General features: G+C 72.2%; 14 protein-coding genes and 1 pseudogene. 8 read left to right on the top strand and 7 right to left on the bottom strand.

Going from position 1 to position 25,078, the window contains the following annotated elements; all coding sequences use genetic code 11:
* Window positions 1-132 precede the first annotated feature (132 nt).
* Entirely contained in the window at window positions 133-2,382 is a 2,250-nt protein-coding gene (locus OG892_RS27050; RefSeq protein ID WP_242436739.1) for an ATP-dependent DNA helicase UvrD2, read from the bottom strand.
* A 213-nt stretch (window positions 2,383-2,595) separates the two neighbouring features.
* Between OG892_RS27050 and OG892_RS27045 the strand changes: the two genes are divergently transcribed.
* Window positions 2,596-2,853, top strand: coding sequence for a mycoredoxin (locus OG892_RS27045; protein ID WP_073736559.1), 258 nt, complete (start codon window positions 2,596-2,598; stop codon window positions 2,851-2,853).
* Window positions 2,854-2,981: 128 nt separating this feature from the next.
* Window positions 2,982-3,425, top strand: a pseudogene (locus OG892_RS27040) (phosphotransferase); the annotation flags it as partial.
* A 103-nt stretch (window positions 3,426-3,528) separates the two neighbouring features.
* On the opposite strand, the gene OG892_RS27035 reads toward OG892_RS27040, so the two are convergent.
* From OG892_RS27035 to OG892_RS27020, 4 genes are all read right to left on the bottom strand, one after another.
* Window positions 3,529-4,362 carry a bifunctional 5,10-methylenetetrahydrofolate dehydrogenase/5,10-methenyltetrahydrofolate cyclohydrolase gene (locus OG892_RS27035; RefSeq protein WP_371631697.1) on the bottom strand — a complete coding sequence of 278 codons (834 nt, stop codon included), beginning with the start codon at window positions 4,360-4,362 and terminating at the stop codon, window positions 3,529-3,531.
* 284 nt (window positions 4,363-4,646) lie between these two features.
* Window positions 4,647-5,591 carry an NAD(+) diphosphatase gene (gene nudC / locus OG892_RS27030; RefSeq protein ID WP_371630502.1) on the bottom strand — a complete coding sequence of 315 codons (945 nt, stop codon included), beginning with the start codon at window positions 5,589-5,591 and terminating at the stop codon, window positions 4,647-4,649.
* Between the two features lie 44 nt (window positions 5,592-5,635).
* Window positions 5,636-7,030: a dipeptidase gene (locus OG892_RS27025; protein ID WP_371630501.1), complete on the bottom strand. Its 1,395-nt coding sequence runs from the start codon at window positions 7,028-7,030 to the stop codon at window positions 5,636-5,638.
* Window positions 7,031-7,040: 10 nt separating this feature from the next.
* Window positions 7,041-10,478, bottom strand: coding sequence for a UvrD-helicase domain-containing protein (locus OG892_RS27020; protein ID WP_371630500.1), 3,438 nt, complete (start codon window positions 10,476-10,478; stop codon window positions 7,041-7,043).
* Window positions 10,479-10,760: 282 nt separating this feature from the next.
* Between OG892_RS27020 and OG892_RS27015 the strand changes: the two genes are divergently transcribed.
* The gene (locus OG892_RS27015) at window positions 10,761-11,702 is read left to right on the top strand and encodes an SAM-dependent methyltransferase (protein WP_073736563.1); all 942 of its coding nucleotides are present in this window, start codon (window positions 10,761-10,763) and stop codon (window positions 11,700-11,702) included.
* Between the two features lie 79 nt (window positions 11,703-11,781).
* Window positions 11,782-12,720, top strand: coding sequence for an SAM-dependent methyltransferase (locus OG892_RS27010; RefSeq protein WP_328865503.1), 939 nt, complete (start codon window positions 11,782-11,784; stop codon window positions 12,718-12,720).
* A gap of 58 nt (window positions 12,721-12,778) precedes the next feature.
* Here the strand turns inward: OG892_RS27010 and OG892_RS27005 are convergent, their stop codons facing one another.
* Complete coding sequence (locus OG892_RS27005) at window positions 12,779-16,207, bottom strand: ATP-dependent helicase (protein ID WP_371630499.1); 3,429 nt, start codon at window positions 16,205-16,207, stop codon at window positions 12,779-12,781.
* 320 nt (window positions 16,208-16,527) lie between these two features.
* On the bottom strand, window positions 16,528-16,935 hold the full coding sequence (locus tag OG892_RS27000; protein WP_371630498.1) for an MGMT family protein: 408 nt from the start codon (window positions 16,933-16,935) through the stop codon (window positions 16,528-16,530).
* A gap of 221 nt (window positions 16,936-17,156) precedes the next feature.
* Between OG892_RS27000 and OG892_RS26995 the strand changes: the two genes are divergently transcribed.
* The 4 genes from OG892_RS26995 (at window position 17,157) to OG892_RS26980 (ending at window position 25,065) form a co-directional block, all read left to right on the top strand.
* Window positions 17,157-19,886: a YbhN family protein gene (locus OG892_RS26995; RefSeq protein WP_371630497.1), complete on the top strand. Its 2,730-nt coding sequence runs from the start codon at window positions 17,157-17,159 to the stop codon at window positions 19,884-19,886.
* A gap of 92 nt (window positions 19,887-19,978) precedes the next feature.
* Window positions 19,979-21,583, top strand: coding sequence for an alpha/beta hydrolase (locus OG892_RS26990; RefSeq protein ID WP_371630496.1), 1,605 nt, complete (start codon window positions 19,979-19,981; stop codon window positions 21,581-21,583).
* A 112-nt stretch (window positions 21,584-21,695) separates the two neighbouring features.
* Entirely contained in the window at window positions 21,696-23,279 is a 1,584-nt protein-coding gene (locus OG892_RS26985; RefSeq protein WP_328865507.1) for an alpha/beta hydrolase, read from the top strand.
* A 133-nt stretch (window positions 23,280-23,412) separates the two neighbouring features.
* Window positions 23,413-25,065 (top strand): IS1182 family transposase, encoded by a 1,653-nt coding sequence (locus OG892_RS26980; RefSeq protein ID WP_328867654.1) that lies wholly within the window; start codon window positions 23,413-23,415, stop codon window positions 25,063-25,065.
* Window positions 25,066-25,078 lie beyond the last annotated feature (13 nt).

Here is a 25,078-nt window from a genome sequence, read left to right as displayed (position 1 = left end):
GACCGAGCCGGTCCTACGTATTCGGATAAGTACAGCACAGGATCAGGGCTTCAGAGAAGTCGCTGTTCCCGTGGTTAAGAACCTATGGTGATTACTGGGGCGGGCGCAAACTATTTTTTCGACGAGTTTTTCTCACACCTCCTCGTCGCCCTCGGCAGGCTCCTCCACCCCGTCCCCACCTGCGCAGATGTCCAGCACCGCGGCACCGAATCGGCCCAGCTTCCGCGCGCCGACCCCGGGGATCCCGGCCAACTCGCCCTCGCTGCCCGGCACGGCCTCCGCGATCGCCATCAGCGTCTTGTCGGTGAACACGCAGTAGGCGGGCTGGCTGATCTCCTGGGCCCGGACCGCGCGCCAGTCGCGCAGCCGCTCGTACAGCGCCTCGTCCATGTCCGACGGGCAGTCGTCGCAGCGCATCAGCTTCATCTCGCCGGCGTCCGTGAGGGTTCTGCCGCACACCCTGCACAGCGCGGGCCCGCGCCGCTTGCGCCGGGCCGCCACCGGCCGCTCGATGCCGCCGCTGCCGCCCGCCGCGCTCCTGGAGCCCGGAGCCGCGGAGCCGGGGCGCAGCCCGTTCAGGAAGCGGCTCGGGCGGCGGCCGGACCGGCCGCCGGGCGAGCGGGCCAGCGACCACGACAGCGAGAGGTGGAAGCGGGCCCGGGTGACGCCGACATACAGCAGCCGGCGCTCCTCCTCGATCTGCTCGTCCGTCTTGGCGTAGGTGATCGGCATCATGCCCTCGGTCAGTCCGACCAGGAACACGGCGTCCCACTCCAGCCCCTTCGCGGAGTGCAGCGAGGCCAGGGTGACCCCCTGGACCGTGGGTGCGTGCTGGGCCGCGGCCCGCTCGTCCAGCTCGGCGACCAGATCGGAGAGGGTCGCTCCGGGCCTGGCCCGTTCGAAGTCCTCCGCGAGCCTGACCAGGGCGGCCAGGGACTCCCAGCGGTCGCGCACCGCACCGGAACCGGCGGGCGGCTCGCTCCGCCAGCCCTTGGTGGACAGCACCGCGCGGACCTCGGCGGGCAGCCCCTGCGCATCGTCCAGCAGGGAGTCGTTGCCCCCGGCTCGGGCCGCGCCGCGCAGGGCGACGCCCGCTTCCCGTACCTCCGGGCGCTCGAAGAACCGCTCGGCGCCCCGCAGCTGGTACGGCACCCCCGCGTCGGCCAGTGCCTGTTCGTAGACCTCGGACTGGGAGTTGACCCGGTAGAGCACCGCGATCTCGCCCGCCGGGACACCGGCCGCGATCAGGTCGCGGATGCGGCGGGCGGTGCCCTCGGCCTCCGCGGGCTCGTCCGCGTACTCCGTGTAGGCGGGCTCGGGGCCGCGCTCGCGCTGCGAGACCAGTTCGAGCCGGTGCTCGGCGGCCCTGCCCCGGGCCTGGCCGAGCAGCCCGTTGGCCAGGTGCACCACCTGGGGCGTGGAGCGGTAGTCCCGGACTAGCTTGACGAGGGTGGCCCGGGGGTGGCGGGTGCGGAAGTTCAGCAGGTGGTCGGGGGTGGCCCCGGTGAAGGAGTAGATCGTCTGGCTGGCGTCACCGACGACGCAGAGGTTGTCCCGGTCGCCCAGCCAGAGGTCGAGCAGCCGCTGCTGGAGCGGGCTGACGTCCTGGTACTCGTCGACGACGAAGTGCTGGTACTGCCGGCGCACATGGTCGGCGATGTCGTGCCGGTCCTGGAGGATGCCGACGGTCAGGAGCAGCACATCCTCGAAGTCGATGACCGTGCGGTCACGCTTCAGCTGCTCGTACATCGCGTAGACCTGCGAGATCTCGGCGGGATCGCGCGGGGCGTCGCGCTGGGACTTGGCGACCACGGCCGGGTAGTCGGCGGGCACGGTCTGGGTGACCTTGGCCCATTCGATCTCGCTCGTGACATCGCGCAGCTCGTTGCGGTCGAGCCGGATGTTGCAGCGGGCCGCCGCCTCTGCCACCAGTTGGACCTTGCGCTCCAGCAGCCGGGGCAGATCGCCACCGACAGCTTTCGGCCAGAAGTACTGGAGCTGGCGCAGGGCCGCGGAGTGGAAGGTCCGCGCCTGGACCCCGCCCGCCCCGAGCTGGCGCAGCCGTCCCCGCATCTCGCCGGCGGCCCGGTTGGTGAACGTGACGGCGAGCACACTCGTCGGCTGGATGATCCCGGCGCGCACCCCGTAGGCGATGCGGTGCGTGATGGCCCGCGTCTTGCCCGTACCGGCTCCGGCCAGCACGCACACCGGGCCCTGCAGGGCCGTGGCGACCTCGCGCTGTTCGGGGTCGAGCCCGTCCAGGATGGCGTCGGCGGAGTCGGGGACCTGAGGGAAGAGGGTGGAATGCGTTGCTGATGTCACCCCGCCATGCTGCCAGGTCGAAAGAGGCGGACGCGGAAGTTGTCCACAGGGGTGACGCATCCGTCGTACTAATCCGGACCGGCGCGCCCTGACCGGGAACAGCGCGGGCAGCGGCGCCGGGAATGGTGACCAGGTCACGTACGTTCCTCTGTCGTACGGCAACGCGCTTCCCGGGTTCCGCGAACCTTCGTGTCACGTATGAGTGTGACGGAGGAGACCGGGGCGGAGAGCGGTGGGATTGCCGGGACCGATGAGACAGAGGAGCGCGTAGACATGCCGGGCACTGTGACGATGTACAGCACCACGTGGTGCGGATACTGCCGTCGGCTCAAGGGCCAGATGGACCGCGAGGGCATCGCGTACAACGAGATCAACATCGAGCACGACCCGGAGTCCGCGGCCTTCGTCGAGAAGGCGAATGGCGGGAACCAGACGGTCCCGACCGTTCTGGTGGCTCCGTCCAGCGGTGGCGAGGACGTCGTCATGACGAACCCGAGCCTCGCCCAGGTGAAGCAGGCGCTGGGCGTCTGACCCGTACGGCACCTGGCGTCCGCCCCGGCTGACGCACCCGACCCCCGACCGGCCCGGCGCCGGTTCGGGGGTCTTCGCATGTCCGCCCGCACGAGGCCGGATCGGGGTCTTCGCGTATCCGTCCGCACGAGCCCGGCACGATGGTGTGCCACAACGACGTGTGCCCGGACAACGTGGTCTTCCGCGACGGCCGGGCCGCCGCCCTGATCGATTTCGACCTGGCGGCTCCCGGCCGCCCCCTCTGGGACCTCGCCATGGCCGCCCGCTACTGGGTGCCCATGCTCGATCCGGTATCCGCGGCCGCCCTGTATCCCGGCGGTCCGGATGTGTGCGCCCGGCTGCGGATCCTCGCCGGCAGCTATGGCCTCCCGACTGCGGAGCGTGCCGCGTTGCCGGGCGTGATCGAGCAGGCCACGGAGAGCTGCCGGGGCTTCGTCGCCCGCCGCGTGGCCGACGGTGATCCTGTCTACCTCCAGGCGCTGGCCGACCGTGGCGGATGGGAGCGCTGGGACCGCATGCAGGACTGGCCGGCCGCCCACCGCGAGACGTTCACGGCCGCTCTGATGAACTGACCTGTTCGGGCACTTCCGGGCATCGACCGTCTCACCAGGTGGAAACGCGCCGCTGACCGTGCCGGAGCCGCGAGCCCCGGCACGGTCGGCCGCCCGTCCGGGGTCAGCTCAGGCCGAGCTGGCGGGACGCTGCCGCCACCGTCTGTTCGAGGAGGACGGCGATGGTCATCGGGCCGACTCCGCCGGGGACCGGGGTGATCAGGCTGGCGTGCTCGGCTGCTGTCTCGAAATCGACGTCACCGACGTTGCCCTCGTTGTAGCCCGCGTCGATCACCACCGCGCCCGGCCTGATGTCGGCGCCGGTGATGAAGCGCGGCCGGCCGACCGCGACCACGAGAACGTCCGCCTGCCGCACGATCGAGGAGAGGTCTGCGGTGTGCGAGTGGCAGTACGTCACCGTGGCGTTGCGGCCGAGGAGGAGCATTCCGGCGGGCTTGCCCAGGATGGCGCTGCGTCCCACCACCACCGCGTGCTTGCCCGCGAGGCCGACCTCGTAGGCGTCGAGCAGCCGCATGATGCCGCCGGGGGTGCAGGAGACGAATCCGGGGAGGCCGAAACCCATCGCCGCGAAGGAGTGCATGGTGACTCCGTCGACGTCCTTCTCGGGGGCGATCGCCTCGAAGGCGGCCCGTTCGTCGACGTGCGGGCCCATCGGGTGCTGCAGCAGGATGCCGTGGACTCCCGGGTCGTTCGACAGCGCGGTCACCGCGGCGACCACCTCGGCCGTGGTGGCGTCGGCCGGGAGCGCCACGTGCCGGGACTCGATGCCCGCACGGGCGCACCGGTTGCGCTTCATCTTGACGTACGTCACGGAGGACGGGTCCTCACCGACGAGGACGGTTGCCAGGCAGGGCGGTGTTCCGGTGCGCAGCCGGATCTCCGCGGCCGCGGCGGTGGTCTCCTCGACGCTCCGGCGGGCGAGGCCGGTGCCGTCCATCAGCTGAGCCGTGCTGGTCGGGTTCACGTGGTACTCCTGGGCGCTCGGGCGATCGCGTCGGCCGACGGGCCGCGGGGATCGCGGGATCGTGGTCGGTCGCCCAGGCGCACGGCTCCGGCAGCCCCATGGACTGCCGGTGTTCTCTGCGGCCGCTCCCCGGTGGTGCTCCACCTCAGCGCCAGTCACGGCCCGTACCCACTGTAGAGGCGCGCGGACGGACTCGGGGAGCGCGGGCGCACTCCCCGCTCGCGTCCTCGCACCGCTGCCTGCCGGCGCTGCGCCTGTCAGCCGGCGCTGCGCGGCCTCGGGAGGGGCTTCCCGTACCAGATCTCGATCAGCCGGGCCGCGATCGAGATGCCGAACGGGGGCAGGATCTCGCCCGACTCGAAGGCGGCTGTCAACTCCTCGCGGGAGAACCAGCGCGCCTCCTCGATCTCCTCGCCGTCGACGTTGATCTCGTACGTCGTGGCCCGTGCCATGAAACCGAGCATCAGGCTGGACGGGAAGGGCCAGGGCTGGCTGGCGACGTACTCCACGTCGCCCACCGTGATGCCCGCTTCCTCGAACACCTCGCGCGCCACGGACTGCTCGATCGATTCGCCCGGCTCGACGAAACCGGCCAGGGTGGAGAAGCGGCCCTCCGGCCAGTGGACCTGCCGGCCCAGCAGGGCGCGGTCCTGGTCGTCGGTGACGAGCATGATCACGGCCGGGTCGGTGCGCGGGTAGTGCTCCGCGCCGCAGGCCTGGCAGCGGCGGATGTGTCCGGCAGCCGCAATGACCGTGCGTTCGCCGCAGCGCGAGCAGAAGCGGTGCAGCCGCTGCCAGTTCTCCAGTGCCACCGCGTGCACCATCAGCCCGGCGTCGCGGGCCCCGAGGAGCAGTCCGGCCTCGCGCAGCCCGGCGGGGCGCGCCGACTGGTCCATGCGGCCCGGCAGGGAGTCCTTCTGCAGGGCGAAGTAGCTGACGCCGTCCTCGTCGGTGCCGAGGAAGTAGCGGTGGGTCTCGGTGACGGGCGCCTCGAAAGCGGGGGTCATCACGATCTCGGTGCCGTCGTCGGTGTCGTCGATCAGCACCTGCCCGCCGGAGACGACGAAGACCCGGGTCGTCGGATGGCTCCACGCCGCGGCCAGCCAGGCCTCGTCGAGGCGGTGGTGTGCGGCGCGGTCGATGCCGCTGGGCGCGGTCAGACCGATGGGCCGGTCGGTGGTGGCGTTGTCGAAGGTGCTCACAGGTGCTTCCTACTCCCCCGGGATGGATCGGGTGTTCAGAGGATTCAGCGGAGTGCGGCCGCCAGTTCGCTCCAGAGGTGGGCGGTGGTCTCCACGCCCTTCAGCAGCAGGTCGAGTTCGACCTTCTCGTTGGGGGCGTGCCAGCCGTCGGACGGTACGGAGATGCCGAGGAAGAGGACGGGGGCGCCGAGCACGTCCCTAAGGTCAGCGGCGGGTCCCGAGCCTCCTTCGCGGGTGAAGAGGATCTTCTTGCCGAAGGCCCGTCCCATGGCGCGGGCGACGGCCTGCAGGGCGGGGTGGTCGAGCGGGGTGAGGCAGGGGCGGGTGGCGGGGAGGAAGGTGATCCGGTGGCCGATCCCGGCCGGGACGCGGGCCTCGGCCCAGGCCCGTACGGCCTCCTGGATCCGGTCCGGCTCCTGGCCCGCGACCAGCCGGAAGCTGATCTTGACCCGGGCGGCGGACGGGATGATCGTCTTGCTTCCGGCGCCCTGGTAGCCGCCGCCGATGCCGTTGACCTCGGCGGTGGGGCGGGCCCAGATGCGCTCCAGGGTGGAGTATCCGGCTTCGCCGGAGGCGGCCTGCGACCTGGCGGTGCGCAGCCAGGTGGACTCGTCGAAGGGCAGCGCGGCGAACAGTTCGCGTTCGGTGCTGGTCAGTTCGGCCACGCCGTCGTAGAAACCGGGGACCGCGACCCGTCCGTCCGCGTCGTGGAGCGCCGCGACGAGCCGGGCGATCTCGGTCGCCGGGTTGGGGACCGCGCCGCCGAACGAGCCGGAGTGGATGTCCTGCCCGGGGCCGCGCAGCTCGATCTCGCACTCGGCCAGTCCGCGCATGCCGGTGCAGACGGTCGGGGTCGTCTCGTCCCACATGCCGGTGTCGGAGACGATCACGGCGTCCGCGGTGAGCCGGCCGGCCCGCTGCTCGACCAGGTCGCGGAAGTGCGGGGAGCCCGACTCCTCCTCGCCCTCGACGAGCAGCTTGAGGTGGACGGCGGGGCTGGTGCGGCCGGTGGTGGCGAGGTGGGCCCGGACACCGAGGGTGTGGAAGAACACCTGGCCCTTGTCGTCCGCCGCGCCGCGCCCGTACATCCTGCCGTCCCGGATCACCGGCTCGAACGGCTCTGTGTCCCAGCCGTCCTCGCGGGCGGCGGGCTGCACGTCGTGATGTCCGTACACCAGGACCGTGGGGGCGTCCGGATCGTCGGACGGCCACTCGGCGTAGACGGCGGGCGCGCCGTCCGTCTCCCAGATCTCGGTGACCGGGAAGCCGGTCTCCTTGAGCTTGGCGGACAGCCACTGGGCGCTGCGCCGTACGTCCCCGTCGTGCTCCGGCTGCGCGGATACGGAGGGAATGCGCAGCCACTCCGCGAGGTCGTCGAGGAAGGCTGTGCGGTGCTGCTCGGTGTACGTACGGACGGCGCTGTCCGGGGTGTCGCTCATGACCTTCAGCTTATCCGTCCGTGGGAGGTTGCTCGTCCAGGAGGATGCGCTCCAGTTCCGGGCGGCCCGGGAGGCGGCCGGGGCGGACGCTCTCGCCGGTGCGGACGAAGAGGAACGTGGCCGAGACGTCGGTGAGCGGCAGTCCGTGCAGTTCGGCCCAGGCGAGGCGGTAGACAGCGAGCTGGAGGGGGTCGGCGGTGTTGGTGCGGCTGGTCTTCCAGTCGACGATCTCGTACGTGTCCCCGGTGCGGTACACCGCGTCGATCCGGCCCCGGATGATCCGGCCGGCCAGCGTGATCTGGAACGGCGTCTCGACGCGGTAGGGGGTCCGGCGGGCGTACGGGGTGCGCTCGAAGGCCTCCTTGAGCAGCGCGAGGTCGTGCTCGTCGGCGATGTCCGCGTCGCTGTCCTCGCCGCCGGGCAGCTCGTCGGGGCCGAGCATGGGCAGCGGCAGTTCCTCGAAGCGGGACTCGACCCAGGCGTGGAAGCGGGTGCCCCGGCGGGCGGCGGGCTGCGGGGGGCGGGGCATGGGCCGGGCCAGCTCCTGGGCGAAGCCGTCCGGATCGTCGGCCAGGCGCATCAGCTGGGTGGCGGAGAGCGAGGCGGGGACGAGGACGTCGCGCACGGTGGCGCGGGCCCGGCGCAGCTCCCCCGCGAGGGCGTCGAGGTCGCGGTCCCAGGAGGCGAGGGTGCGGGACTCCTCGGGGGTCAGAGTGCGGGACTCCTCGGGGATGAGGCGCGTGGGGGCCCGCTCGGGCAGCCGGGCCGCGGGGATGTGCGGGGCGTGAGGGGGCTGAGTGTCGTCGGGGGCGGGCGCCTCGTCCAGGAAGGGGTCGTCCTCGGGGAACAGCTCCTCGTCGTCGAAGGGCGGCTCGTCCGGCGGAATCGGCTGTTCCGCCGCCGGGTACCCGTCAGGCACCGGCCCCGCCTCTGCCAGGGCCGTCAGGTGGGCCATCACCGTCTCGGCGGCGGCCCTGCGGCGGGCCAGCGCGGTGTCGTCCAGCGGCAGCGGCCAGGCGTGGCCGGCCGCCGACTCGGCCAGCGCCGGGTTCTCCTCGTCCTCGGCCGGCTCGTCCGCCCAGGCCTCGATCTCGCCGTGGCCGGCCGCGCAGTGCTCGTACAGCGCGTGCAGGAAGCCGGACGGGCCGCGCGTCTTCTTCTGGCTGGGGCCCCACCAGTGGCCGGAGCCGAGCAGCAGGGTGCGGGGGCGGGTGAAGGTGACGTATCCGAGGCGCAGCTCCTCGGTGTGCTGGTGCTCCTTCATCTCCTCCTTGAACCCCTTGAGGCCCTTGGCGTCGAAGGAGTGGATGACGGGCAGGGTGGCCGTGTCCCCGCGCAGGGCGTGCGGGAGGACCTTGGACTGGGAGGTCCAGGCATCGCGGGACTGGCCGCTCGGGAACTGGCCGCTGACCAGGCCGGGCACGGCGACGACGTCCCATTCGAGGCCCTTGGACTTGTGGGCGGTGAGGACCTTGACGGTGTTCTCGCCGCCGGGCAGCGCGTTGTCCAGGCCCTTCTCGTACTGCGCGGCGGTGCGCAGGAAGCCGAGGAAGGCGAGGAGCGTGGCCTCACCGTCGACGGCGGCGAAGCGGGCCGCGACGTCGAGGAAGTTGGCGAGGGTCTCGCGGCGGCGGGCGGCCAGGGCCTGCGGGGAGGCGGAGAGCTCTACTTCGAGTCCGGTGGCGCTCAGGACCCGGTGGAGTACGTCCATCAGGGGGTCGGCCAGCGAGCGGCGCAGTTCGCGCAGTTCGGTGGCGAGGCGGGCGAAGCGGATGCGTGCCTCGGTGGAGAACGGCAGCCGGTCGTCCTGTTCGCCCCCGGAGTCGAGGAAGGTGTCCAGCGCGTCGGCCAGCGAGATCACCTCGGCCGGGTCGATGCCTTCGACGGCCTCCGCGAGGCGGCGGTCGGGGTCGAAGTCCTCGTCGTCGCCGTGGGCGGCCCGGTGGACCAGGAGGCGGGCCCGGCGGCCGAGCAGCGCCAGGTCGCGGGGGCCGATCCGCCAGCGGGGGCCGGTGAGCAGCCGGACCAGGGAGGCGTTGGCCCCCGGGTCCTGGAGGACCTCGCAGACCGCGACGAGGTCCGCGACCTCGGGGAGGTGCAGCAGCCCGGACAGGCCGACGACCTCGACCGGGATGTCCCGGGCCACCAGTGCGGCCTGGATCTGCGGGAAATCGCCGGCGGTGCGGCACAGGACGGCGATCTCGCCGGGCGCCTTGCCGGTCCGCACCAGATGGGCGATCGAGTCCGCGAGCCAGTCGATCTCCTCGGTGTGGGTACGCAGCAGGGCGCAGCGGACGATGCCGTCGCGCTCGGCGCCGGGGGCCGGGCGCAGTGCCTCGACGCCCTCGTGCATGGCGCGCAGCGGTTCAGCCAGTCCGTTGGCGAGGTGGAGGAGGCGGCCGCCGCTGCGGCGGTTCTCGCTGAGGGAGTAGCGGGTCGCGGGGGCGCCGTCGGCCTGCGGGAAGTGGCTCGGGAAGTCGTCGAGGTTGGCCACGGAGGCGCCGCGCCAGCCGTAGATGGCCTGGCAGGGGTCGCCGACCGCGGTGACCGCGTGCCCGGACGGGATGCCGTCGGGGCCGCTGCCGAAGAGGGCGGAGAGCAGGAGGCGCTGGGCGACGGAGGTGTCCTGGTACTCGTCGAGCAGGACGACCCGGTACTCCTCGCGCAGGATCGCGCCGACCTCCGGGCGGGTCAGGGCCAGCTGTGCGGAGAGCGCGATCTGGTCACCGAAGTCGAGGAGGTCGCGGCTCCGCTTCGTCTCGCGGTAGCGCCGGGTCAGCGAGAGCAGCTCGCGGCGGGCCTCCGCGGTCTCGGGGATCTTGCGCAGTTCGGCGTTGCTGAGCTTGGCGCTCTCCAGCGTGTGGAGCAGTTCGGTGTCGTACTCCGCGAGCTCTTCGGGGCGTACGAGGTGTTCGGCCAGCTCGGCGTCCAGCGCCAGCAGATCACTGACCAGGGTGGGAAACGACCTGGTCAGGGCCGGGTAGGGGCCGGGCGCCTCGCGCAGTACGCGGGCGGCGAGCTGATAGCGGGTGGCGTCCGCGAGCAGGCGGGTGGTGGGTTCGAGCCCTATCCGCAGCCCGTGCTCGGTGAGGAGCCGCCCGGCGAAGGCGTGGTACGTGGAGATGCTGGGCTCGCCCGGCGGGTCGTCCGGGTCGATGACCTCCGGATCGGTGACGCCGGCCGCGACCAGCGCCTTGCGGACGCGCTCCGCCAGCTCGCCGGCCGCCTTGTTGGTGAAGGTGAGGCCGAGGACCTGTTCGGGGGCGACCTGTCCGGTCCCGACGAGCCACACCACACGGGCCGCCATCACCGTGGTCTTTCCCGACCCGGCTCCGGCGACGATCACCTGCGGGGCGGGCGGCGCGGTGATGCACGCCGTCTGCTCCGGGGTGAAGGGGATCCCGAGGAGCTCCTTGAGCTGCTCGGGATCGGTGAGGTGTGAGGACACTCCACAGAGGCTAACCGGACGCGCCGACAACCCACGAAGTCCGTGAGCGGGCGGACACGGACGGCTGTGAGCGGGCGCATACGGACGGCTGTGAGCGGGGCGCACGCAGACGACTGTGAGCGGGCGCACAGCGAACAGTCGCCCGCATCGCTGAAGTGTCCGACGGGGTGCTTGTTCTGCCCGGTACGGGGGTGCGCGCCGTAACGGACCGTCTAGATTGGCGCGTGTCGTATCAGTCGCATCAGTCGCAAGTCGTATCAACAGCCATACGAGGACGGTCAGATGAGCTCCGACACCCCCGCAGCCACATCCGCCACCGGAGCCCCGGATACCACCTCCGACACCGCCGGGCTCAGGCAGCGCATCGACACCACGAAGGCGCACCCGGCCCGGGTCTACGACGTCTTCCTCGGCGGCAAGGACAACTACCCCGCCGACCGCCAGGCAGCGTCCATGGCCCTGAAAGCCAATCCGCGCGGGCATCTCGACGTACGGCACAACCGGGACTTCGTCCGGCGGGCCGTGACCGCGCTGGCCGGCGAGGTGGGCATCCGGCAGTTCCTCGACATCGGGACCGGGCTGCCGACCCAGCAGAACGTCCACCAGATCGCCCAGGCCATCGCACCGGACTCGCAGATCGTCTACGTGGACAACGACCCGATCGTGCTGGTCCACGCGCAGGCCCTGCTCACCAGCGGGCCGCAGGGGCGTACCGACTACATCGAGGCGGATCTGCGCGACCCCGCCAAGATCCTCGAAGCCGCCCGCCGCACCCTCGACTTCGACCGGCCCATCGCGCTCGTACTCGCGGCCGTCCTCCATTTCATCGAGGACGAGGAGGCCTACCCCGTCGTCAGGCAACTCGTGGAGGCGCTTCCGTCGGGCAGCCACCTGGTCCTGAGCCATCTCAGCGCCGACCTGAACCCGGTGGCGATCAACAAGGTGGCGGACACGTTCCGCAAGCGCGGGTTCTCCTTCGTACTGCGCCGGCGCGAGGAGATCGGGCGCTTCCTGAGCGACAACGGCCTGGAGCCGCTGGAGCCCGGCATCGTCCCGTCCCGCCACTGGCGGCCCGACCACGCGGCCGACGCGACCGAGGCACGGGGGGCGGCGCCGGAGCATCTGGAAGAGCTCGACCACCTCGATCAGGGGCAGTACGTGAGCATCGCGGAGGCGACGGACGAGGACGTCAACATCTTCGTCACGGTGGCGCGCAAACCGTGAGGGCGCGTGGGTCCGGATCGACACCCGCCGCACCTCCCAGCCGCCCATCTCTTGCCAACAGCCTGACGAGGAAGGTCACATGAGCGCCGACACCCCCGCAGCCGCCTCCGCCACCGGAGCCCCGGATGCCACCTCCGACACCGCCGGGCTCAGGCAGCGCATCGACACCACGAAGGCGCACCCGGCCCGGGTCTACGACGTCTTCCTCGGCGGCAAGGACAACTACCCCGCCGACCGCCAGGCAGCGGCCATGGCGCTGAAGGCCAATCCGCGCGGGTACCTCACCGTGCGGCACAACCGGGACTTCATGCGGCGCGCGGTGACGCTCGCGGCCGGGAACGGCGCCCGGCAGTTCCTGGACGTCGGCACGGGGCTGCCGACCCAGCAGAACGTCCACCAGATCGTGCAGGCCATCGCGCCCGACGCGCGGGTGGTGTACGTGGACAACGACCCGGTGGTGCTGGTCCACGCGCAGGCCCTGCTCACCAGCGGGCCGCAGGGGCGTACCGACTACATCGAGGCGGATCTGCGCGACCCCGCCAAGATCCTCGAAGCCGCCCGCCGCACCCTCGACTTCGACCGCCCCGTCACCCTGGTGCTCGCGGCCGTCCTCCACTTCATCGAGGACGAGGAGGCCTACCCGATCGTCAGGCAGCTCGTCGACGCCATCCCGTCGGGCAGCCATCTCGTGCTGAGCAACGTCAGCTCGGACCTCAACCCCGAGCAGGTCGGCCAGGTGACGAAGGCCTTCAAGGAACGCGGCTTCGCCATGGTCCGCCGCTCGCACGCCCAGGTGGAGCGCTTCGTGACCGACAACGGTCTGGAGATGCTCGACCCCGGCGTCGTCCCCGTGCACCGCTGGCGTCCCGAGCAGGTCACCGATCTGCCGGAGGCCGCCAACCCCGACCCGGAGTTCGTGGCGAGCCTGGACGTCCTGGACCGGACGCGCTACCAGGACATCAACGACGTCACCGACGCGGACGTCAGTGTGTACGGGGTGATGGCCCGCAAACCGTGACGGGCCGGGACCTGGCCCGCCCGCCGGCACGCGTCGGGCCGGAACCGGCCGCGCCCGCTCACTCCAGGACCTGCCGCCCCTCCGGCTGGGCGCTGCACGAGGCCCTGAACGCGCAGTGGGTGCAGTGCTGGCCGGTCGTCGGGGTGAACCGTTCGTCCAGGACCCGGCCGGCGGCGGTCGCCAGCAGGTCGGAGACCCATTCGGTGTCCGGCGGCTGCTGGGCCTGCACCTTGGGGACGGCGTCGCCGCCCTCCTTCTTGGGCGCGGGCTGGCGCAGCTGTACGAGTTCGGCGCCGCCGGACTCCGGGCGCCGGCCGTCGAAGACGTCGTCGACCGCGCCTTCCCGGACGGCCAGCTGGTACACGGCGAGCTGGGGGTGGCGGGCGACCTCGTCCTTCGTCGGGGACTGCTTGCCGGTCTTGAAGTCGACGACGTAGGCGCGGCCGTCGGCGTCCCGTTCCACCCGGTCCATGGAGCCGCGGATGCGCACCTCGTACTCCCCCGCCTCCAGCGTCACGTCGAAGTCGTGCTCGCTGGCGGCGGGGGTGCGGCCGGTGCGGTCCATGACGTGCCAGCGCAGGAAGCGCTCCAGGGCGATGCGCGCCTGTTCCTTCTCCTGCTGCGACTTCCAGGGGGCGTCGAAGACCAGCCCGTCCCAGACCGAGTCGAGCCGCTCCATGAGGACGGCCAGATCGGCGGGGGTACGGCCGGAGGCCACCTCGTCGGCGAGTACGTGGACGACGTTGCCGAAGCCCTGGGCGGCGGTCGCCGGGGCGTCGGCCTTCACCTCGCGGCCCAGGAACCACTGGAGCGCGCAGGTGTTGGCGAGCTGGTCGAGCGCGCTGCCGGACAGGGCGACGGGCTGGTCCCGGTCGCGCAGCGGGACGGCCGAGCGGGTCGGCTCGTACAGGCCCCACCAGCGGTAGGGGTGGGCCGACGGCACGAGCGGCTGCCCCTCGTCGTCGGTGAGCGCCGCGAGCCGGGCGAGGCGGTGGGCGGCCTCCTCGCGCAGGGCTTCGGACGCGCCGGGGTCGACGGTGGTGGCGCGCAGTTCTGCCACCAGGGCGGCCACGGCGAGGGGGCGACGCGGGCGGCCGGTGACGTCCCGGGGCTCGACGCCGAGTTCGGTCAGGAAGCGGGACGGCTGGTCGCCGTCGTCGGCGGGCGCCTTGACCGCGGTGACGACGAGCCGTTCGCGGGCGCGGGTGGCCGCGACGTAGAACAGCCGGCGCTCCTCGGAGAGGAGTGCGCCGGGGGTGAGGGGTTCGGCGAGACCGTCGCGGCCGATCCGGTCCGCTTCGAGCAGCGAGCCGCGGCGGCGAAGGTCGGGCCAGAGGCCTTCCTGCACCCCGGCGACGACGACCATGCGCCACTCCAGGCCCTTGGACCGGTGTGCGGTCATCAGCCGTACGGCATCGGGCCGGGCGGAGCGCCTGGAGAGGGTGTTGGCCGCGATGTCCTGGGCGTCGACCTCCTCCAGGAAGTTGAGCGCGCCGCGCCCGCCGGTGCGCTCCTCCGCGCGGGCCGCCGTGTCGAACAGGGCGCAGACCGCGTCGAGATCACGGTCGGCGTTGCGGCCGCCCGCGCCGCCCCGCAGCGCGGCGCGCTCCAGCCTGCCCGGCCAGGGGGTCCCGGACCACAGCTCCCACAGGGCCTCCTCGGCGGTGCCGCCGCCCTCCAGGAGTTCGCGCGCCTTGCGCAGCAGGGCGCCGAGGCGCTGGGCGCCACGGGCGTACGCCGGATCGTGCGCGACGAGCCGCTCCGGCTCGGCCAGCGCGCGGGCCAGCAGATCGCCGGAGGGCGCGGGCACCCGGTTCCCGGCGGCGCGCTCCTCGTCGCGCAGGGCCCGGCCGAGCCGGCGCAGGTCGGCGGCGTCCATGGAACCCAGGGGGGAGGCGAGGAGGGTCAGCGCGGTCTCGGTGTCGAGCCAGGGCGCCGGGGCGGGGGGCTCGGGTTCGGGTTCGGGTTCGGGTTCGGGTTCTGCCTCTTTCTCGGCTTCCGCTTCCGCCTCTGCCTCTGCCGGCGCGTCCGTCTCTGCCTCCGCCTCTGCCTCCGCGTTCCGGCGGAGTGCCGCCGTCGCCACCGTGCGCAGGGCGGTCAGGAGCGGGGCCACCGCGGGTTCGTGGCGCAGGGGCAGGTCGTCGCCGTCGACCTCCAGCGGAACGCCCGCCGAGGTCAGGGCCCGGCGCATCGCGGGGATCGTACGGCCGCCGGCCCGGACCAGCACCGCCATCTCGTGCCACGGCACCCCGTCCTCCAGATGCGCCCGGCGCAGCAGGTCCGCGATGTTGTCGAGCTCGGTGGAGGCGGTCGGGTAGGTGTACGTCTCGACGGTGCCGCCCTCGCGGACCGCGCCGAGCTCCCGGTGGGCGCGGACCTTCGCGGAGGGCAGCCGGGTCAGCGGCATCCGGCGGGTGAGCAGCCGGGTGGCCGCCAGCAGCCGGTCCCCGGAGCGGCGCGAGACGGTGAGGACGCCGACCGGGGCCGGAGCGCCGTCCGCCCGCCGGAAGACCTCGGGGAAGTCGAGGATGCCGTTCACATCGGCGCCCCGGAAGGCGTAGATCGACTGGTCCGGGTCACCGAACGCGATCAGGTCCCGGCCACCGCCGCCCCCCGGGGTGCTCCCCCGGTTCCCGGCCAGCGCGTGCAGCAGCCGCACCTGCGCCGGGTCGGTGTCCTGGTACTCGTCGACGAACACCAGGTCGTACTGGCAGGCCAGCAGCGCCGACACCTCGGGGCGCTCCGCGAGCAGCACCGCCCGGTGGACCAGCTCCGCGTAGTCCAGCACCCCCTGGGCGTCCAGTACGTCGAGGTACTCCGCGAGGAACTCGGCGGCGGCGCTCCAGTCGGGGCGGCCGGTGCGCCGGGCGAAGTCCGCGAGGGCGTCCGGGCCGAGGCCCAGCTCACGGCTGCGGGCGAGCACCGCGCGTACCTCGTCCGCGAAGCCTCGGGTGGTCAGGCAGGCCCGCAGCTCGTCGGGCCAGCGGATGTGGGCGCGCCCCTGCTTCTCCAGGTCGAGCTGGCCGGCCAGCAGATCGCGGACCGTGACGTCCTGCTCGGGACCGGAAAGCAGCCGCAGCGGGTCGGCGAAGAGATCGGCGTCCTGATGAGCGCGGACCAGGGCGTAACAGAAGGAGTGGAAGGTGGTGGCCTGCGGGCTGCGGACGGCGCCGAGCCGGGCGGCCATCCGGTCGCGGAGCTCGACGGCGGCCTTGCGGCTGAAGGTGAGGATCAGGATGCGGGCCGGGTCCGCGCCCCGCGCGACGCGCGACGCGACGGTCTCGACGAGCGTGGTGGTCTTGCCCGTGCCCGGTCCGGCGAGGACCAGCAGCGGCCCGCCGGGGTGGTCAACCACCGCACGCTGCGCCGCGTCCAGGAGAGGGGGGTCCACGGAGCCCGGCGGGGTACGCACCAGCCGGTACGCGCCCGTGGTCCCACGCCGTGCCTGACGGTGCGGACTGTGCCGGGTGGTGGAGGAGGAGCTCACGTGGGTCGCCGGTCCTGGTGGGTGTGCTGATGGTGAGGGTGCGGCAGCTGCCGCGAACTGACGACGCTACTCCGGCGACGGCCCCGATCGTGGCGGTACGGATGCGGGGATCGTCACGTTCGGCCCGGACGGCGAACACGGCGGAGGCGGCCCTGACGACAGCGGACGCGCTGGGGCCGGCGCACTCCGCCCGGACGGCGCACGCCCGGCGGGCAGCGGGCTCCGGGCGGACAGCGCGCTGCGCAGGGTGCGCGCGTCACGCTTCCCGTACGCCGTACGGGCCCGGCTCCGCACGCTGGGCCGCCGGATGGCCGAAGCTGTCAGGTGTGAGCACCCCCGCCGCCGTCCGCTCCCGGACCGCCCGCCCTGCCGTCCGCCGCCGCGCCCGGCACTCCGTCCCACCGCGCGCGTCTCATGTCCAGGCGCGGAACGTGACCGTCCGCACTGGCCGGGGCCTCGCGCAGCGGGGTGTTCTCCGCGCGGTAGTGGTTCAGCGCACGCAGCTCGTGGCCGGGCAGCAGCGTCCCGTCGGAGCGCACGACGCGCCACCACGGCACCGCCGACCCGTACAGCGCCATGGCCCGGCCGACCTGACGCGGGCCGCCGTCCCCCAGCCACTCCGCGATGTCGCCGTACGTCATGACGCGGCCGGGCGGGATCAGCTCGGCGACGTCGAGCACGCGCTCCGCGTACTCCGGAAGCGCGTCACTCGTCGGGTTCTCGCTCATCCGGCCCATCCTGCCGTACGCCACCGACAGCGCCGCCGATTCCGTGTCCGGCCGCACACGCAGCGTGCGGAGGCCGGGAAAGGGGCGTATCTTGCGCTTCGCGCGCCCCTGCATCGCACCCTGATGCCCTCCTCCGTCCACAGGCCGTGCCACCATCATCCGGGCGGTGACCGGTGATACGAGAACACGAAGACCAATCAGAGGCGACGAAGGAGCAGGGCGTGCAGCCACCGAAGGCGGCCGACGCCTCTGATGCCGAGCCGCACCCGGAAGAGGGCCGGCCGGACTCCGACACCGGTCCGGAGAGTCCTTCCGGGAGCCTGGCCGGCTCGACGCTGTCGACCTCGGAAGAGGAACTGTCCGAACGCGTCTCGGGGGACGAACCCCTGCTCCCCGCCCGGGTGCACCGTCCCTCCGACCTGCTGCGGCTCCTCATCGGCGTCCTGGCGATCGTCGTGCTGTTCTCCGTCGCCGCGTTCGCCCACGGCACGACCACCGGTCTTGAGGAGGACATCAACAAGGGCACCGGCCAGGCGCCCGACGTGCTCATCAAGATCGCCGGCCTGGTCTCCAGCATCGCCGTGCTGCTCGTACCGGTCGCCTTCGCGATCGAGCGGCTGATCAAACGCGACGGGCTGCGGATCGCGGACGGTGTACTGGCCGCCGTGCTGGCGCACGGGGTGACGCTCGCGGCGGATCTGTGGGTCGCCAAGACCGCCTCCGGAACGATCCAGGACGCCCTGACCCAGCCGGCGCCGGGTGACGCGCTCACCGATCCCGTGCACGGCTATCTCGCCCCCGTGATCGCCTATATGACGGCGGTCGGGATGGCGAGACGGCCACGCTGGCGGGTCGTGCTGTGGGTGGTGCTGCTGCTCGACGCCTTCGCCATGCTGGTCGGCGGCTACACGACACCGCTCTCGATCATCCTCACTGTGCTGATCGGCTGGACGGTGGCGTACGGCACGCTGTACGCGGTCGGCTCGCCGAACGTCCGGCCGACCGGCCAGCACCTGATGGCGGGTCTGCGCCATGTCGGCTTCCGCCCCGTCACCGCGATGCGGGCCGACGACGCCCCCGACTCCGGTGACCAGAACGACCGGGGCCGCCGCTATCTGGTCTCCCTGGAGGACGGCCCGCCGCTCGACGTGACGGTCGTCGACCGGGAACAGCAGGCCCAGGGCTTCTTCTACCGGGTGTGGCGCAGGCTCACCCTGCGCGGGATCACCCAGCGCCGTTCCATCCAGTCGCTGCGCCAGGCGCTGGAGCAGGAGGCGCTGCTCGCGTACGCGGCGATCGCCGCCGGGGCCAACGCGCCCAAGCTGATCGCCACCTCCGAGCTGGGCCCCGACGCCGTGATGCTGGTGTACGAGCACATCGGCGGGCGCTCGCTGGACGCGCTGGAGGACGCCGACATCACCGACGACCTGGTGCGCGATGCCTGGCGCCAGGTGCAGGCGCTCCAGTCCCGGCGGATCGCGCACCGCAGGCTCACCGGCGACGCCCTGCTGGTGGACCGTTCCGGCAAGGTGTTCGTCACGGATCTGCGCGGCGGCGAGATCGCGGCCGGCGATCTGGTGCTGCGGATGGACATCGCCCAGCTGCTCACCACGACCGGTCTGCGGGTGGGCGCGGAGCGGGCGGTGGCCGCCGCGCTCGCGGTCGTCGGCCCGGACACCGTCGCGGACTGCCTGCCGCTGCTCCAGCCGATCGCGCTCAGCCGCTCCACCCGGGCACATCTGCGCAGGCTCGCCCGGGAGCGGTCTCAGCGGCAGCGCGAGGCGGTGCTCGACGCGTCGGACGCGGCGAAGCGGGCCCGTACCCATGGCACGGAGCCCGCCGGGGACGCGGACCGCAAGGCCGACCGCAAATCGCTGCGCACCGAGAAGCAGGCCGAGAAGCGGGCCATGGACGACGCGCTGGACGGGGCGCGCGAGGAGGATCTGCTCACCCTGATCCGCCGGGAGGTGCTGCTGATCCGGCCGCAGGCCCCGGTCGAGCCGGTCCGGCTGGAGCGCATCAAACCGCGCACCCTGCTCAGCTTCATCGCGGGCGCCATCGCCGCGTACTTCCTGATCTCGCAGGTCACGGAGGCCGACTTCGGTGCGGTGGTCGAACAGGCGGAGTGGGGCTGGGTGGCGGCCGCGCTCGGCTTCTCCGCCCTCAGCTACATCGCGGCGGCGATGAGCCTGCTGGGCTTCGTGCCGGAGCGGGTGCCGTTCGGCAAGACGGTACTGGCGCAGATCGCCGGGTCGTTCGTGAAGATCGTGGCGCCCGCCGCGGTGGGCGGTGTCGCGCTGAACACCCGGTTCCTGCAACGCTCCGGCGTACGCCCGGGGCTGGCGGTCGCGAGTGTCGGTGCCTCGCAGCTGTTCGGCCTCGGCTGCCACATCCTGCTGCTCGGCGCCTTCGGCTATCTGACCGGCACAGAGAAGACCCCGTCCTCGCTCACCCCGTCCAGGACCGTGATCGCGGGGCTGCTGACGGTCGCGGTGCTGGTGCTGGTCGTGACGGCGATCCCGTTCCTGCGGAAGTTCGTGGTGACCCGGGTGAGGTCGCTGTTCGCCGGGGTCGTACCGCGCATGCTCGACGTCGTACAGCGGCCGCAGAAGCTGCTCACCGGCATCGGCGGGATGCTGCTGCTCACCGGCCTGTTCGTGATGTGCCTGGACGCGTCGGTCCGGGCGTTCAGCGGTCCCGACACCCCCCACCTCAGCTACGCGAGCATCGCGGTGGTCTTCCTCGCCGGTAACGCGCTGGGCTCCGCCGCGCCGACCCCGGGCGGTATGGGCGCGGTCGAGGGTGCGCTGACGCTGGGTCTGATCGCGGTCGGCCTGCCGAAGGAGGTCGCGGCCCCGGCGGTGCTGCTGTTCCGGCTGATGACCCTGTGGCTTCCGGTGCTTCCCGGCTGGATCTGCTTCAACCACCTCACCCGCAAGGGCGAGCTGTAGGGAGTGCCCCTGGAGCGCCGGTCCGGGCAGCGGGCCACCCGCTTGGACCGGCGCCCCGTGCACCCTCCCCGCCCCCGCCGCACGATGGAGCGATGAGGACCTCCCCTGCCCTGCGCGCCGCGGCCCTCGCCGCCACCGTGACCGTGCTGCTTCCGCTCACCGGCTGCTCGGACGGCGGTGACAACGACGCACCGGACCGCTCGCAGGGTTCGCCGCACCCGGCGAACGCCGCCGCGAGCCCCGGTCCGTCCGCCCTCGCCACCCAGCGGCTGACGTGGAAGCGCTGCCCCGCCCCGTCCCAGGCGGAGGGCGGCGGCGCCGCACCCTCACCGCTGCCCGGCGGGGCCGTCTGGGAGTGCTCCGTCATGAAGGTCCCGCTCGACCACGCCAAGCCCTCGGGCGACACCATCGGCCTGGCGCTCGTCCGTGCCAAGGCCGTGGACCAGAAGAAGCGCATCGGCTCCCTCATCTTCAACTTCGGCGGCCCCGGCGCCTCCGGCGTCGCCACCCTGCCCGCCTTCGGCACCGAGTACGACAAGCTGCGCACCCGCTACGACCTGGTGAGCTTCGACCCGCGCGGGGTCGGCCGCAGCGACGGCGTGCGGTGCGAGACCGACAAGCAGCTGGACGCCCGCTACCAGGCCGACGGGACACCGGACGACGGCGCGGAGGAGAAGGCGTTCACCGACGACACCAAGGCGTACGCGGCCGCCTGCGAGAAGAACTCGGGCAAGGAGCTCCCCTTCGTCGGGACCACGAACGCCGCCCGCGACATGGATCTGATGCGCCAGGTGCTGGGCGACCACCAACTGCACTACTTCGGCATCTCGTACGGCACCGAACTGGGCGGTGTCTACGCGCACTTGTTCCCCAAGAACGTGGGCAGGTCGGTGCTGGACGCGGTGGTGGACCCGACCGAGGACGCCGAGCAGTCCTCGCTCGGCCAGGCCAAGGGGTTCCAGCTCGCGCTGGACGACTTCGCCGAGGACTGCGCGAAGCGGGGCGACGCCTGCAAGCTGCCGGGTTCCGACGCCGACGGGGTCGAGCAGGGGATCTCCGGCCTCCTGGACCGGCTGGAGAAGCGGCCCGTGGCCGGGCTCGGTGCACGCAAACTGACCCAGACCCAGGCCACCACCGGCATCGCGGCGGCCCTGTACTCCAAGGAGACCTGGCCGCTGCTGGAGCAGGGCATCGACGAGGCAGACGGCGGCAGCGGCGGGCTGCTGCTGGCGCTGGCCGACTCCCTCAACGGCCGCTCCGACAACGGCCACTACGACAACTCCGCCGCCGCCAACACCGCCATCAGCTGCGCCGACTCCAAGGAACGGTTCACGCTGGAGGAGACCAAGGCGAAGCTTCCCCGCTTCCGCGAGGCCTCACCGGTCTTCGGTGACTACCTGGGCTGGGGCCTGATGGCGTGCACCGAATGGCCGGTGGCCGGTGTCTGGGCGCACCCCGATGTCAGCGCCCCCGGTTCGGCGCCCCAGCTGGTCATCGGCAACACCGGCGACCCGGCGACCCCCTACAAGGGCGCGAAGGCGATGGCCGAGGAGCTCGGCAAGGGCGTCGGCGTGGAGATAACGTACAAGGGTGAGGGGCACGGCGCGTACAACAGCGGCAACGCCTGCGTGCAGAAGGCGGTGGGCGGCTATCTGCTGGACGGCAAGGTGCCACCGGCCGGAACGGTGTGCGGGTAAGGCCGTCCCGGCACCGTCCTACGCCGTCCTACCCCGTCCCAGCACCGTCCTACGATGGGCGAACTGCCGACCGGGCAGGGCGAACACGGGGGGACACAGGGGAGGGACGCACGTGGTCTCATACGCACGGGCCGGGGCGCTGGCAGCCGCCGCGCTGCTGCTGGCGGGGGCGCTCGCGGGCTGCGACGACGGTACGGACGACAAGCCCGGCAGGGCGGTGGACGGCGGTACGGCCGACTCACCGTCCGCCGCGGCCTCGTCCACCGCGGACGGGAAGCCCGCGGGGCTTCCCGCACTGCCCGGCTCGCTCACCTCGCAGCACCCGGACTGGAAGCGCTGCGAGGCACCCGAGGGCGGGACCGCTCCCGGTGCGGACTGGCGCTGCGCGACGGTCCGCGTCCCGCTGGACTACGCGAAGCCGGCGGGCGACACGATCGGGATCGCGCTGATCCGCAAGGAGGCCCGCGACAAGGGCCGGCGCCTCGGCTCGATGCTGTTCAACTTCGGCGGCCCCGGCGGTTCCGGCGTCTCCATCCTGCCGCGTGCCGCCGGTTCGTACGAGAAGCTCAACACCCGCTACGACCTGGTGGGCTTCGATCCGCGCGGGGTGGCAGGGAGCGCCGGAGTGCGGTGCCGCTCCGACCAGGAGCAGGAGGACGCCGCCCGGAAGGTGGACATGACTCCGGACACGGCGGCGGAGGAGGCGGCGTTCATGAAGGACGGCGCGGACTTCGGCGCCGGCTGCGAGCGCCGCTCCGGCAAGGTCCTGCCGTTCGTCGGCACGTCGAACGCCGCCCGCGACATGGACCTGATCCGCGAGGTGCTCGGCGACCGGAAGCTGACCTACTTCGGCATGTCGTACGGGACCGAGCTGGGCGGCACGTACGCACACCTCTTCCCCGCCAACGTGGGCCGCGCCGTCCTGGACGCCGTCGTCGACCCCACGGCGGACGCCGTCGGGCACGCCCGCAACCAGGCGACCGGCTTCCAGCGGGCGCTGGAGAACTACCTCAAGGACCGCGGCCAGGACCCGAAGGCCGGCACCCTGCGCATCGCCCGGCTGCTGGCGCGGATCGACAAGAAGCCGCTGCCGACCGGCACGTCCCGCGAGCTCAACGAGTCGCTGGCCATCACGGGCATCGTGATGCCGCTCTACTCCAAGGACAGCTGGCCGTTCCTGACCCAGGCACTGGACGAGGCGGAGGGCGGCCGGGGCGGCATGCTGCTCCAGCTGGCCGACTCGTACAACAGCCGTGACGAGAAGGGCCATTACGGCACCGAGAGCCACTCGCAGCGGGCCATCTCCTGCGCGGACAGCGACGCCCGACCGACCGTGGCCGACGCGAAGGCGCTGCTACCCGAGTTCGAGAAGCTGTCGCCGGTCTTCGGTGCCTTCCTGGCCTGGGACACGGCGGGCTGGTGCTCGGACTGGCCGGTGAAGGGTGAGCGCGACAACCCGGAGGCGAGCGCTCCGGGGTCCGGTCCGATCCTGGTCGTGGGGACGACGGGCGACCCGGCGACCCCGTACGAGGGTGCCCGGAAGATGGCGGACGAGCTGGGCAAGGGCGTCGGCGTGCTGCTCACCAACAAGGGCGAGGGGCACGGCGCCTACGGCCGGAACACCTGTGTGACGTCGACGGTGGACACGTACTTCCTGGACGGGAAGGTCCCGGCGGACGGCAAGACCTGCTCGTAGCGACGAACGGTGGACACGCCGAAGGGGCCGGCCCGCGTGATGCGGATGCTGTTGGCGAATGCCCCTTCGTCGTGACGTCGGCCTGATCCATCTCGTTGGTGGGTCAGGCCGACGTTGTGTTTGGGGTGGGCAGATGTCGTTGCGTCCTGGTGTGCCTGGCGAGGTGCCGGCGGAGACGGTCAGGGTGGCCCGCGCGGCCTTCCCGAAGGGGTGCTTGGCAGTCCGGGTGAGAGATGTGCTCGGGCCGGTCTTCACCGATGTGGAGTTCGCGGGTCTTTTCTCGGGTCGGGGGCGGCCTGCGGCGTCGCCGGGCCGGTTGGCGATGGTGCTGGTGTTGCAGTTCGCCGAAGGGATGTCGGACCGGCAGGCCGCTCACGCGGTGCGCTCCAGGATCGACTGGAAATACGCGCTCGGGCTGGAGCTGACCGATCCGGGCTTCGATTTCTCCGTGCTGAGCGAGTTCCGTGGACGGCTCATCGCCGGTGGCGTCGAGGCCGGGGTGCTGGATGCGGTCCTGGAGAGCGTTTCGGCGGCCGGGCTGCTCAAGGCCGGTGGACGTCAGCGCAGTGATGCCACGCATGTGCTGGCGGCGGTGCGGGAGGTGAACCGGCTGGAGTCCGTCGTCGAGGCGATGCGAGCGGCACTGAACGCACTGGCGGTCGCGGCTCCGCAGTGGCTGGCCGAGCGGACGCCGCCGGAGTGGTTCGACCGGTACTCCGCCCGGCCGGAGGACACGAAGTTCCCCAGCCGCTGGGCTGCCCGGCTCAGCCACGCCGAACAGGTCGGCCAGGACGGCATGACGCTCCTGCAAGCTGTGTGGTCCGTTGACGCGCCTGCCTGGCTGCGGGAGCTGCCGGCCGTGGAGTTCCTACGGCGGATGTGGGTGCAGGAATACCAGGTCAGCGGCGGTGAGGTGAGCTGGCGCAAGCCGAAGGACTGCCCGCCTGGGCAGTTACGGATCCGCTCGGCCTATGATCCGGACGCCCGCAACGGGGCCAAACGCGACCGGGCCTGGTGCGGCTACAAGGTTCATCTGACCGAAACCTGCGAACCCGATGCCCCACACCTGATCACCGAGGTCATCACCACCACCGCTGCCACTGCCGACGTCCAGGTCACCGACCAGATCCACGACGCTCTCGCCCGCCGGGACCTGTTGCCTGATGTCCATCTGGTCGACGCCGGCTACGTCGATGCCGCACACCTGGTCGCCGCCCGCCGTGACCATGGCATCGAACTGGTGGGACCGGTCGGGGCCAACACCGGCTGGCAGGCCGCCGCGAACAACGGCTACAGCATCGACGCCTTCGCCGTCGACTGGGACAACAAGCAGGTGACCTGCCCGAACGGCAGGACCAGCAGACAGTGGCAGCACGACGGGCGACGCTCGTCAGGCCCCGTGATCCGCGCCCGATTCTCACCCGCGGACTGCCGCCCCTGCCCCTCACGCGACCAGTGCACCCGCGGCGTCGCCTACATGGGACGCGAGATCACCCTGCGGCACCGCGACGAACACGAAGCCCTCCGCACAGCCCGGCTCGACCAGCAAACCGACCCATGGAAACAACGCTACAAGCACCGAGCCGGCATCGAAGGCACCATCTCCCAGGGCGTCCGCGCCTTCGGGCTGCGCAGGTCCCGCTACCGAGGCCATCCCAAAACCCACCTGCAACACCTGCTGACCGCAGCCGGAATGAACCTCACCCGCCTCGACGCCTGGCTCACAGGCACCCCACTCGCCCCAACACGCACCTCACACTTCGCAGCACTCCGTCCCACCGGATAAATCCGATGGGACG

The organism is Streptomyces sp. NBC_00341 (assembly GCF_041435055.1).
Taxonomy (GTDB): Bacteria; Actinomycetota; Actinomycetes; order Streptomycetales; family Streptomycetaceae; genus Streptomyces.
Note: the sequence above shows the minus strand (reverse complement) of the source record. Positions and strands in the feature narration are given on the sequence as shown.